Source organism: Glutamicibacter nicotianae (assembly GCF_006539525.1).
Classification (GTDB): Bacteria; Actinomycetota; Actinomycetes; order Actinomycetales; family Micrococcaceae; genus Glutamicibacter; species Glutamicibacter nicotianae.
This window is the reverse complement of sequence record NZ_BJNE01000001.1, coordinates 235,876-248,083: the sequence shown is the minus strand read 5'-3', so window position 1 is coordinate 248,083 and position 12,208 is coordinate 235,876. Positions and strand designations below refer to the sequence as shown.

The window sequence follows — 12,208 nt, the reverse complement described above, 5'->3', positions numbered from 1 at the left end:
CAGTGGCAACAAATAAAGACAAGAACCCGCGCGGCAAGAAGAAGCGGGTCAAGAACGACGAAGGTCGGATGGCTCTTAAAGAGCATCTGATTGAAGCGCGCAACCGGTTATTCAAGTCGCTCATTGCGCTGACCTTGGGTACGGTTGCCGGCTTCTTCGTTTACGACTGGCTGCTTGCCTTGCTCATTGCACCTGTGAAAGATGCAGGCGGCTCGGTAGTATTCACCGCAGTGATGTCGCCCTTCGACATCATGATCAAGGTAGCGCTCTTCGTTGGCCTCATCGTTTCCTCCCCGGTATGGCTCTACCAGTTGTGGGCATTTATCGTCCCGGGGCTGAAGAAGAACGAGCGCCGGTTGAGCTACAGTTTCGTCGCCGCTGCGGTGCCGCTGTTCCTTGGCGGCGTCGCGATGGCGTACTTCGTTCTGCCTTTCGCACTGGAATTCTTCATCAGCCTGTCGCCGGAAAACTCCGATAACCTGCTGAACATTTCAGAGTACCTGCCCTTCATCTTCCGCCTGCTGCTGGCATTCGGCCTGGCCATGCTGGTGCCCGTGCTGATGGTCGGCCTGAACATGGTGGGCATCCTGCCAGCCAAGCTCATCTTGAAGCACTGGCGCATCACCGTCTTCCTTATTGCGCTGGTGGCCGCCATGGCTGCACCGGGCGGCGATGCGATCACGATGTTCGCGTTGGCTGGGCCATTGTTCATCACCTTCGCGGTGGCTACCTTGATCTGCCACTTCAATGACAAGAAGCGCGCGAAGAAGATGGCGGCGCAGGAAGCCGAGAATGAGCGCCTGGCCAGTGGCGAAACTTCTGGCATTGATACCCCAAGCCCGATTGACGAACCGAAATCCCAGCTCTGAACCAGGGCGAGAAAGTGAACGACCACAAGTGACTTCACCCGCGGAACGCTACGCGATTTCCAAGGCACGGCAGGTCGAAAACGGCACTGCACTTCCGGAATTCCGAGCCAGCATCTCCTTCGACCTGGATCCGTTCCAGGCCGAAGCCTGCCAAAAGGTCGCAGAAGGGCACAGCGTCCTGGTCGCCGCACCCACCGGCGCCGGCAAGACCGTAGTTGGCGAATACGCCATCTACCAGGCGCTGGGTGAGAACCGCAAGGCTTTCTATACCACGCCGATCAAGGCGTTGAGCAACCAGAAGTATTCGGAACTGGTCAACCGCTACGGTGCCCAGAAGGTCGGATTGCTGACCGGCGACACGTCGATCAACTCCGAGGCGCAGATCGTCGTGATGACTACCGAAGTGCTGCGCAACATGCTCTATGCGGATTCCCAGACCCTCGACGGCTTGGGTTACGTGATCATGGACGAGGTCCACTACCTTGCGGATAAATTCCGCGGCGCCGTCTGGGAAGAAGTCATCATCCATCTGCCGTCCAACGTGCAGATCATTTCGCTCTCGGCTACCGTATCCAACGCCGAAGAATTCGGCGGCTGGCTGGATACCGTCCGTGGCCAGACCGACATCATCGTTTCCGAGCATCGTCCGGTGCCGCTGTTCCAGCATGTCATGGTCGGCCCCAATGTGGTGGACTTGTTTGCCGAGGATGTGGCCTTCGACAAGGTCGCCGAAGACGATTCAAAAGCCTCGGTCAACCCCGAACTGCGCAAGCTCGTCCGCTCGCACAGTCCTGGAGGACGCGTGCAGCGCGGCCGCGGAAACGGCGGCCGAGGCCGTGGCGGCCGCGGACCCCAGCGTGGATCCGGGATGGGGCATCGCATCAGCCGCCCTGCGGTGATCGGCAAGCTCGACCGTGCCGCTTTGCTGCCAGCGATTTTCTTCCTTTTTTCGCGCAAGGGCTGCGATATGGCGGTCCAGCAGTGCGCCATGGCGGACCTGCGCCTGACGACCAATGAAGAAGCGTCCGAGATTGCCCAGGCTCTGGATGAAGTTGCCTATCGGATCCCCAGCGAAGACCTGGACGTTCTCGAATTCTGGTCTTGGCGCGATGGACTGGTTCGCGGATTTGCCTCGCACCACGCAGGCCTGCTGCCGATCTTCAAGGAAATCGTCGAGGACCTCTTTGCGCGGAACCTGATCAAGGTGGTGTTCGCGACAGAAACCCTCGCGCTGGGCGTGAACATGCCGGCTCGTTCGGTTGTGCTGGAGAAGCTGGTGAAATTCAACGGCGAATCCCATGTGCAGATCTCCTCGGGGGAGTACACCCAGCTCACCGGGCGTGCGGGGCGACGTGGCATTGACGTTGAGGGCCATTCAATAGTCCTCTGGAACCCTGATCTGGAGCCAGAGTCCTTGGCAGGCCTCGCATCGAAGCGCACCTATCCGCTGAATTCCTCGTTCCGCCCGACCTACAACATGTCGACCAATTTGCTGGCGCAGTTTGGCCGTGAGCAGACCCGGCAGATCCTCGAGTCGTCCTTTGCTCAGTACCAGGCGGACCGTTCCGTGGTGGGGATGGCCCGCCAGGTTCGTTCCAAGGAGGAATCCCTGGCTGGCTACGCGAAGTCGATGGAATGCCATCTCGGTGATTTCACGGAGTACCTGAAACTGCAGCGGAATCTGGCGCAAGTAGAGAAGAATGCTGCCAAGGACCGCCGCCACCAGCGCCGTTCGGCAGCAGAGCAGTCCTTGCAGGCAGTGATCCGCGGAGATGTGGTTGACTTGCCCGGGGGACGCCGCTTTGGCCGTGCCGTGGTCGTCGAGCTTGATAAGGCAATGTACAACCCCCGCCATACGGTCCTGACCGAAGAAGCGCAGCTTCGCCGGCTCTCGGTAGAAGACCTCAACGGGCCAGTCCAGATCATCTCGAGGATCAAGATTCCCAAGGGCTTCAGCGGGCGTACGCCGAAGGAGCGCCGGGACCTCGCCTCGTCCCTGCGCAACGCGATCTACGAGTCGCGTCCTCCGCGCCAGGATGCCCAGAGCTTCGATTTCGAAGGATCGGATTCTTTCGAACGTGAAATCAATGCGCTGCGCCTTGAGCTCAAGGACCATCCTTGCCACGCCTGCTCGGAGAAGGACCAGCACATGCGCTGGGCCGACAGGTACTGGAAGCTGAAGAAGGATACGGACAAGGCCCGTCGCGCCATCCGCGGACGGACCAATACCATTGCCACGCAGTTCGACAAGGTCTGCAAGGTGCTGGAGCAGTTCGAATACCTTGTTCCATCCGACGGCGGCGAAGATTTCGTGCTGACAGACTCGGGCCGCCGGTTGCGCCGGATTTATGGCGACCGCGACCTGCTCACCAGCCAGATCCTGGAGACCGGAAAGTTGACCCAGCTCAAGTCCGAAGAACTTTGCGCAGTGGTGGCCAGCCTGGTCTACCAGGCGCGCCGGGATATGGATCGTGCCGATCCGAAAATGCCCACGGGCAAGATCGATGACATCTGGAACACCACCATCAAGATCTGGGGCGAACTCTCGGATGCTGAAGAGGCGTTGAACCTCGACCCGACCGCTCCGCCGGAATCCGGCTTGATCTGGCCGATGTACAAGTGGGCCCGGGGATCAAGCCTGAACAGCGCGTTGCGCGGTACCGATCTGGCACCGGGCGACTTCGTGCGCTGGGCCAAGCAGGTCATCGATACGCTGGACCAGTTCGCCAAGAATTCCGACCTTCCGCCCTTGCTGGTGCGCAACGCCTACAAGGCAGTGGACCAGATCAAGCGCGGCGTCGTGGCCTACTCGAATGTGCTGGACTAGCCAGGTCGTCCAGTCGAATACTTATTAGCCAGTGCAGGAGAAAAGGGAGACGCTGATGGCAAAATCACTCTACCGAAACGGGTCCATCTATTCGGCGGCCGATCCATTCGCGACCGCCATGGTGGTGGACGGCGACACCATTTCTTGGTTGGGCGGCGAGGACGCGGCTGAACGCCACGTGGCGGCCGTCGACGAAGTGATCGACCTGAAGGGCGGCCTGGTCACCCCCGCCTTCGTCGAATCCCATACCCACCTTGCCGCACTGGGCCGGACCCTGTCGGGCGCCGACCTGGGGGCAGCTACCTCGGGTTCGTCGCTGCTGTCCCTCGTCGCCGAGCAGGCGCAGAAGTCTACCAAGCTGGTACTGGCCCAGGGCTGGGACAACTCCGCTTGGGCCAACCAGGAACTGCCTGCGGAAACCGACCTGACCAGTGCCGCTGGAGGCCGTGGCTACTATCTGGCCCGCCGGGATGTGCATAGCGCATTGGTGAATCGGGAACTGCTGGATTTGCTGGATCTGGGGCACCTTGTCTCCGGCATCGTTGCCGGTGCGGATCACGACGCGGTGCGTGAAGCACTGGCCGGCGCGCAGAAGGCCGAACAGGAATACCAGCGCCTGGCACTGGAGCACTATGCCTCGCGTGGATTCGCCAGCGTTGTGGAGATGGCGGCCCCGCATATCGAAGGCCGCGAGGCACTGGAACAGCTGCTGTCCATCGACAACCCTGAGCTGCCGCAGGTGCATGCCTACTGGGGTGAACTGGTCAGCGATCCGGACATCGCCCAGGAAATAGTCGCGTCGTTCCCGCAAGGCAAGCTGCTGGGCTTGGGAGGCGACCTTCGCGTGGATGGTTCGCTGGGCAGCCACACGGCATACCTGCGCGAGGAGTATAGCGATCTGGCAGGTGAACGTGGCTGCTTGTACCTGAAGCGCGAGGAGATCGCGGCCCATCTGGTTGCGTGCAGTTCCCGGGGAATCCAGGCAGCATTCCATGTCATCGGCGATGGCGCCCTAGACGAGGTCTTGGCAGGTTTCGATCTGGCCGCCGAGCAGATTGGCGTAGCCAAGCTGCAGATGTGCCGCCACCGTCTGGAACACGTCGAGATGGTTGATGACGCTTCGCGGGCCCGTTTGCTGAACTACGCCATCATGGTTTCCATGCAACCGGTCTTCGACCAGGCGTGGGGCGGTTCGAACGGCATGTATGCGCAGCGCCTGGGGGAGCGCGCAAGCTCAATGAACAACCTCTCGGCCATGCTCTCCGCCGGTGTCCCACTGGTGCTTGGTTCTGATGCCCCGGTCACCGAGGTCGACGGCTGGCAGGTTGTGCGCGCCGGCATGAACATGGCGAATGCCGACGCGCGAATCTCTGCACGTGCGGCCTTCCTGGCGCAGACTCGATCCACCTATCGAGCCATGGGCGAGATGAACCCATTTGCCGGGCAGCTCGTGATCGGTGCACCGGCGACCTTTGCGGTGTGGACTGCCTCTGAACTTGCTGTGCAAACCCCGGATGTCCGAATTAGTTCTTGGAGCACTGACGCCCGTGCTGGGACTCCGATGCTCCCGGTGGTTGATGAGGAGATTCCACAGTGCCTGCGTACAGTACGCGCTGGAGTCACGCTTTTCAATGCGCTCGAACCAGCGGAATTAGCCTAAAGCGAAACAGTTGCTCAATAAGTGGAATAATTTCACGAATTTTATCCTGACTAGTGCTGTCTAGATAAAGAGTGAAGTCATTTGATGGTTGACAGGCTAGGTGGGGTACGCACTAGGCTGGACTAAGCGCCTCTTCGAGATGCACATTCATTGCGTTGGAAACTACGCAATTTATACAACGATCCTCAGTGACCTTAGATAACATTCTCTGTGCTTTTCGACGTAGAGAATAGGGCCGAAGTCACTGAGGATCGTTCGTTAACACGGTGTCCGAAGATCGCTGGCTTGCAATTGATGACTATAATTTGAGTTTGGATTAACTCTTGTTGGCCTAGATTCCTGCTGAAGCCATGGGCCGAAGCCGAGCAGGCAACAAGCTTTGTGTCGAATACCAAGAAAGGTGCCGCCGCGTGCGCGTCATTACAATCATTCCGACTTACAACGAACTGGAGTCGCTTCCGCTGACCGTAGGACGCTTGCGTACCGCAGTTCCTGACTCGGATGTATTGATCGTCGATGATAACTCGCCCGACGGCACCGGAGAACTGGCAGACAAGATGGCTGCTGAGGACTCGAATATCCATGTGTTGCACCGTACCGGCAAGGATGGCCTAGGCGCCGCATACATCGCAGGTTTCGAATGGGCCCTGGCACGCGACTACGACGTGCTGGTTGAGATGGACGCTGATGGCTCGCATATGCCAGAGCAGCTTCCACGCCTTCTGGAGGCAAGCGCTGCAGGTGCGGATCTCGTGATCGGTTCGCGCTGGGTCAAAGGCGGCGAAGTAGTTAACTGGCCGTTGCTGCGCAAGATCATTTCCCGCGGCGGCAGCTTCTACTCGCGTACCATGCTGGGCTTGCCGCTGCGTGACATCACCGCAGGCTACCGTGCCTTCAAGCGCGAAACCTTGGAAGCCATCGACTTCGATGCAGTTGAGTCGCGGGGCTACGGCTTCCAGGTCGATATGACCTTCCGCGTGGCCATGCTGCGCAAGAAGATCGTTGAAGTTCCGGTCACCTTCGTAGAGCGCGAACTGGGCGCCTCGAAGATGAGTGGCAACATCGTATTCGAAGCAATGTGGAATGTCACCCGCTGGGGCTTGGGCGCCCGGTGGAAGAAGCTGACTTCCAAGAAGTAAATACTTGGCATAGGGAACTGGCGTGCAACGAAGAATCGTTGCACGCCAGTTCCCTTTAACCCAGAAGTATCGGAAAGCTTAAAGCATCCGCCTTACAGCGTCCGCAAATTACGCATCACCATCGGCGTTTGGGCTCAAGCCATTCGGGTACAAGTTCGAGGGCCCGGTTTGACAGCAATAATGCTGTCAAACCGGGCCCTCGACTAAAACCCTTGCGGACTTGCCAAAACGGCATCCAACCGGCAGTGGGGGAGATTAGACGGCTTCTCCACGCGCAGCACGCAGCTGCTGGAGGCGGTCAGCCAGAGTCTTTTCCAGTTCTTCCTCGGAACGGCGCTCCAGAAGCATGTCCCAGTGGGTACGGACAGGCTTCTCATTGCCTGGTTCTTCGGCCTTGGCTTCGCCATGGACGAGCTTGGCTTCCTTACCGGTCTTGGTGTGCCAGGTCGCTGGAATTTCAGCTTCTGCAGCGAAGACGACGAAGACGGTCTCGCCCTCTTCGGTACGGTATTCCACGCGCTGACGGGCAGCCGGCTCCACACCTGCCTCAGATTCCATGCTCTGTGCACCCAGGCGCATGCCTCGTAGGCTGCGATCGCTCATGTTTTCCCTCCGCGATGTTTGAAGAATTCGCTACACGTACCAACGTTTGGCATTCGAAAATCATTCCCTCCGACTAGAGGTGAAGATAATTCTTGGTGCCAAAACATCCATTATACGCGTCTGCGGCGAGGTGCATCGTATGCACCTCGCCGCAGACGGCTATTCGGTTCTCAACCGGTTGTCGCTAGAGGTTGCTGTCGGGAGCTGATGGCGATTCCGGAGCCGCAGGTTTGCTGCTTGAACCGTTGCCGCCCAGTGCTCCGCCGATGCCCTTGAGCGCTTCGGTCAGTTCACTCGGAATGACCCACAGGGTGTTCGAAGTGCCTTCGGCAAGCTTCGGGAGGGTCTGCAGGTACTGGTAGGCCAGCAACTCGTGGTCCGGGCGTCCTGCGTGAATTGCGTCGAAGACCTTCTGGATAGCTTGGGACTCGCCATCCGCGCGCAGGATGGCTGCCTGTGCGTCACCTTCGGCTTTGAGAATCGCTGCCTGGCGCTCACCCTCGGCGGTGAGGATATCGGACTGCTTGGTGCCCTCAGCGGTCAAGATGGCCGCACGGCGGTCACGCTCGGCACGCATCTGCTTCTCCATCGAGTCCTGGATCGACAGCGGTGGATCAATGGCCTTCAGCTCGACACGGGAAACACGGATGCCCCATTTGCCGGTGGCCTCGTCGAGCACGCCGCGCAGCTGGCCATTGATCTGGTCGCGGCTGGTCAAGGCCTCTTCCAGATTCAGGCCACCTACGACGTTACGAAGCGTCGTGGTGGTCAGCTGTTCGACAGCTTGGATGTAGTTGGCGATTTCATAGGTGGCCGCGCGTGGCTCGGTGATCTGGAAGTAGACCACGGTGTCAATCGAAACGACCAGGTTGTCTTCGGTGATGACTGGCTGTGGCGGGAAGGAAACAACCTGTTCACGGAGGTCCAGCAGGGGCAGCAAGCGATCCACAAAGGGTATCAAGATCGTCAGGCCGGGGTTTAGGGTTCGGTTGTACTTGCCGAGCCGCTCAACGATGCCAGCACGTGCCTGTGGCACGATACGCACGCTGCGCAGCAGGACGACAATCACGAAGATTGCCAGAACGACAAGCACAATAGTCAAGCCAAAACCATCTGAATTCATGGTCGTACTCTCTTTCTTTGTGCAGTAGTGATGAATTTGGGGCGTCAGGCTATTTAGCCGTTTGCGGGGTCCGGGGACTTCGCGGTCAGGTACGCAGTTGCCCCGTCGATACGGGAAACCACGGCATACGTACCGGGATTCATGGTCGGAACGCTCGAATCAGCGCGGGCAGTCCAAATCTCTCCATGGATCTTGGCCGAACCCGACATGCGCGAGGTCGGTTCAAGAATTAGTGCATCCGCACCAATGAGCCGCTCGATGTTCGTGCGGAATCCCTCGGGTGATTTCCGTAGATGCTTGACCGCGATTGGTCGAACCAAGAAGATCATCAACAATGAAATAACGCAGAATACGAGGACCTGCAGCCATATGGGTCCACTGAGCAGTGCGACCGCTACGCCACCTAGGGCCCCGACGCCGAGCATGATGAAGTAGAGATCAAGAGATAGCATCTCGATGATCGCCAGCAGCAAGAACAGTGCCAGCCAGATCACCCAAGCGTTGCTGATGATCCATTCGGCGGTTGTCATGGCATTCACCTAAATTCTGTTAGGACCCTGACCAGCCGTAACTGGTCTTTCCTACATTCTGCCGTAGATGTCGGGTAAGGAGTGTAGTCATTTTGGGGTATTTTCTAGCCCTGCGTGACGAATGCGTGTACTCCGAAGGAGGCGGTTACCGCCTGGTCACCCAGTTCGACAGCTTGCTGATGCAGCAATTCGGGCGAGAGGTGGTGACCGGATGGACCCATGAATGCAAGTTGAAAGAGATCATCCGTATTCAAATTCATTCGATAGGACAGCTTCGTGGATTCGAGATGGCGGAATCCTTCGGCATCAAATTTTTCAATCAGGGCTGCTTGCTTGCCTGGGGCGACGGAGAGCATGCCCAGCGGCTCGATGACTTCGTTCAGATGCTCTGGTTCTCCGGTCACGACAATGCATATCCCACCGGGACGGAGCACGCGCTGGAACTCGGCGGGGTTATGCGGAGCGAAGCAGTTGAGCACCACATCGCGTGATCGATCAGCCGTGGGCAATTTTCGCCAGACATCCCAGACCACGGCGAGCGTGCTGGGAACTTTCGCGGCTCGACGCATTGCAAAGCGCGAGATGTCCAAGGCCAACGCATCACGTTCGTCAGCAGGGGAGTGTTCCAGGATTCTTGCTAGGTAGTAGCCAGTACCTGCGCCCGCATCCAGCACGTCGAGAGAACTTCCGTGGTGATGACTATTGATCAGCTGGGACAGCACGAGCGCCAGAGGCTCGTAATGCCCCTTGGCTTGGAACGCATCACGGGCCTGAACCATGGCCGAGGTGTCTTCGAGGAAATTGGTTCCCTTGCCAGTCAAGAAATTGAAGTAGCCCTGTTTTGCGGCATCGAAGCGGTGCCCTGCATCGCAGCTCAGGGTTCTGCCCGGGGTTCCTGTGTAGCCTAGGGGTTGCTCGCATACCGGACAGGTAACGCTGGTAGCGCCGGAGGACATTAGAATTTCAGTACCTTTTGTGCAGTTGCGACGTCCATGCTTTCATGGCGCCACAGTTCGGACTCGTTGATCAAGGAGCGGGTTACGGCCTTGTCGATGTAGACGGTGCCCGACAGGTGATCGGTTTCGTGCTGGAAAATGCGGGCCTGCCAGCCGGAGAAGTTGCGCGTGATTTTCTGGCCGTCGCGGTCTTGGTAATTTGCGGTGATATCGGCGGGGCGGGTGACTACGCCTTGGAACCCCTCGAAGGACAGGCAGCCTTCATAGAACACTGCTTCACGATCCGTGGCGGCAGCATAAGCAGGGTTGAAGATCTCGAAGTAATCCAGCGGTTCACGCTCTCGTTGCGCAGCAATTTCCTCTGGAACTGGATAGAGATCTTCGAGTACCGCGATCTGCAGGGGGATACCCACCTGAGGCGCTGCGAGGCCTACGCCAGGAGCATCGTACATGGTCTGGCGCATCGCATCGAGCAGTTCTTCGAGCAATTCCTGTGGCAGCTGGTGGTCGTAGGCTTCGGCCTGCTGGCGGAGAACTGGATGACCTAGCTGGACGATTGGCAAAACGAGATCATCGTTTGCCGTGTCCAGGACTTCTCGAACCAAAATCTCGATGTCCTGGGCGGTGTATGGGGTGTTCATCGGGAAACGCAAGTCCGTTCGTACTCGTTGAGCTGCAGTTGGGCCAGGCGCGAAGTGAGTCGAGCCCTTTCGGTGTCATGCAGCATATGGCCAAGATCGCCGAGATTGTCCGCGGCGTACAGGTGCACTTCCACGTTCTTGTCATAGAAGATATCGATGAGATTCGCTAGTCGACGTTCCTCATCCATCGGCAAGGTGGAGCTCGCTGGGATGGAAGTTATATGCCAGCACGAATACCGGCTTGCCAGCTCCAGATAGTCGGCAGTATTGCGGCGGGTTCGGCAGATTTGATCGAAGCTGATCCAGATTTCATCCGCCCTCAAGTGCACAGGACCGATTTCGTCGTAGCCGATCTCGACCATCGTATCGTGAACTGGCATGTCGTCTGGCGTCTCGAAAAGATTCAGTGAGCCTTTCCGATACCCGTCAGGAACGAGCCCTGGATCGGATTCGAGCTGGCGATAATCAACTGAATGATCCAGGGAAAAAACGATGAAGTCCCGTTGAATCCGGTCAATGGTTGGCTGCACCAGGTGATGGAACGTGTCATCATCCAACAGGTTCTCCGGACCGTAGTTCGACGTGGTGAACAGTTGGATTTCATGCTCCGTGCAATGCCGGATGAGTTTTGCCATGAACATCGCATCTCCGGGTTCGGTGCAATGGAATTCATCGAAAACCAGGACTTCGATTCCAGCAAGTTCGCGCTCAAGCCCTTGCGCGAAGATCGCCCCCAGTGGCTGTCCAGGGACGCGGTTGACCGGCGAATTCAAACGCTGGAAGAACTCGTGGAAATGGAAGCGCGCCGTGGTGGCGTTTGGCAAGACGGAGACCAGGGTGTTCATGATGAGTGTCTTGCCGCGGCCTGGAGGGCCGTAAATATAGACACCGGGGTGTTTGGCGGGCGACTGCGCGCGCAGAGTGCGTTCAAGAAGGTCGATCAGTTCACTCTGGACCGCATCAGCTTCGATATGTTGCAGCTTGAGCGATTCATGGATCCGACGAGCGTACTTATTCCTGTGGGGAATGCCTAGCAGCGGTTTAGCCATATCTAAATTTTGCCACCGGGCACTGATACGACCAATCTTCTGTGATGCAATCGCCACCTTTGGAGACGGCATGAAAGCTTTGTGCTAGGAAATTCTGGTCAAAACTACTAGTCACAGGTTATGTCGTGTATAACTAAATGGATGATTTAAGCAGGGGAGTGCTCACAGTTTTGACCATGAACCCGCGCAAGCCATGTGAATTTTTTGCCTATCTATCGCTTTATCGCGATCCGTGGCCATAATGGACACACCCATAGGGCTGGACCGCAATGGTTGGATCAGGCCAGGGCGGGCGAATGGCGGAGAGGGAGTGCGTGAGATGACCAGCGAATTCATTGTCCCAACGACTGAAGACGGGATCGTCTCCAGTGATCTCTTGGACATGTCGGTAACCGTGCTCAAGACCTTGTCTGATCCGGCAAGACTTCAGATGCTCTGGGCGTTGTCCATGGAGGACCTGTCGCTGTCTGATCTGGCCCAGTTGATTGGCGTCAGCCCAACGGTCGCCAGCCAGTTGCTGTCCAGGTTGCGGGCCGCGGGTGTGCTTCAAACAAGGAAGTCCGGACGTCACGTAATTTACTCGATGCACGACGAGCGATCGCGGGAGTTCATCCGGCAGACCTTGGACTTCGCGAAGCATCGGCTTGATCTGCAGGATGCGCGCCTAGAGGAAGACCAATAAGCAACTGTGGAAATGCATGGTCAATGGGACGAGTGCAGCCACTTCCAGCCGTATTTCTGATAAGCCGATAATCTACATTATGTAAAGTAGTGGAAATCTAGGCCTCCCCGATTCGGGTTTCAGTGCGCT

11 protein-coding genes are annotated in these 12,208 nt (G+C 57.9%); 5 read left to right on the top strand and 6 right to left on the bottom strand.

The genetic code is table 11. The features are described 5' to 3' along the window. Window positions 1-2 precede the first annotated feature (2 nt). The 4 genes from tatC to ANI01nite_RS01115 all read left to right on the top strand — a co-directional run bounded on the left by tatC (window position 3) and on the right by ANI01nite_RS01115 (window position 6,495). Window positions 3-869 carry a twin-arginine translocase subunit TatC gene (gene tatC, locus ANI01nite_RS01130; protein ID WP_141355345.1) on the top strand — a complete coding sequence of 289 codons (867 nt, stop codon included), beginning with the start codon at window positions 3-5 and terminating at the stop codon, window positions 867-869. Window positions 870-897: 28 nt separating this feature from the next. Next, window positions 898-3,696 (top strand): DEAD/DEAH box helicase, encoded by a 2,799-nt coding sequence (locus ANI01nite_RS01125; protein ID WP_141355343.1) that lies wholly within the window; start codon window positions 898-900, stop codon window positions 3,694-3,696. A gap of 55 nt (window positions 3,697-3,751) precedes the next feature. Then, window positions 3,752-5,356, top strand: a complete 1,605-nt coding sequence (locus ANI01nite_RS01120) for an amidohydrolase (RefSeq protein WP_141355341.1) — start codon at window positions 3,752-3,754, stop codon at window positions 5,354-5,356. Between the two features lie 410 nt (window positions 5,357-5,766). After that, window positions 5,767-6,495: a polyprenol monophosphomannose synthase gene (locus tag ANI01nite_RS01115; protein ID WP_038991057.1), complete on the top strand. Its 729-nt coding sequence runs from the start codon at window positions 5,767-5,769 to the stop codon at window positions 6,493-6,495. Between the two features lie 255 nt (window positions 6,496-6,750). On the opposite strand, the gene ANI01nite_RS01110 is transcribed toward ANI01nite_RS01115, so the two are convergent. From ANI01nite_RS01110 to zapE, 6 genes are all read right to left on the bottom strand, one after another. Continuing rightward, complete coding sequence (locus ANI01nite_RS01110; protein WP_038991059.1) at window positions 6,751-7,098, bottom strand: RNA polymerase-binding protein RbpA; 348 nt, start codon at window positions 7,096-7,098, stop codon at window positions 6,751-6,753. Between the two features lie 184 nt (window positions 7,099-7,282). Continuing rightward, window positions 7,283-8,221 (bottom strand): SPFH domain-containing protein, encoded by a 939-nt coding sequence (locus ANI01nite_RS01105; RefSeq protein ID WP_073706243.1) that lies wholly within the window; start codon window positions 8,219-8,221, stop codon window positions 7,283-7,285. A 53-nt stretch (window positions 8,222-8,274) separates the two neighbouring features. Continuing rightward, window positions 8,275-8,751: an NfeD family protein gene (locus ANI01nite_RS01100; RefSeq protein WP_038991063.1), complete on the bottom strand. Its 477-nt coding sequence runs from the start codon at window positions 8,749-8,751 to the stop codon at window positions 8,275-8,277. Between the two features lie 104 nt (window positions 8,752-8,855). Continuing rightward, window positions 8,856-9,707, bottom strand: a complete 852-nt coding sequence (locus tag ANI01nite_RS01095; protein WP_141355339.1) for a putative RNA methyltransferase — start codon at window positions 9,705-9,707, stop codon at window positions 8,856-8,858. Next, window positions 9,707-10,348 carry a peptide deformylase gene (def, locus tag ANI01nite_RS01090; RefSeq protein WP_038991065.1) on the bottom strand — a complete coding sequence of 214 codons (642 nt, stop codon included), beginning with the start codon at window positions 10,346-10,348 and terminating at the stop codon, window positions 9,707-9,709. The genes ANI01nite_RS01095 and def overlap by 1 nt, the downstream gene beginning before the upstream one ends. Then, window positions 10,345-11,397 (bottom strand): AFG1/ZapE family ATPase, encoded by a 1,053-nt coding sequence (zapE, locus tag ANI01nite_RS01085; protein ID WP_170214526.1) that lies wholly within the window; start codon window positions 11,395-11,397, stop codon window positions 10,345-10,347. Before zapE ends, def begins: the two co-directional genes overlap by 4 nt. Before the next feature lie 319 nt (window positions 11,398-11,716). Between zapE and ANI01nite_RS01080 the strand changes: the two genes are divergently transcribed. Further along, window positions 11,717-12,079: an ArsR/SmtB family transcription factor gene (locus ANI01nite_RS01080; protein WP_073706241.1), complete on the top strand. Its 363-nt coding sequence runs from the start codon at window positions 11,717-11,719 to the stop codon at window positions 12,077-12,079. Window positions 12,080-12,208 lie beyond the last annotated feature (129 nt).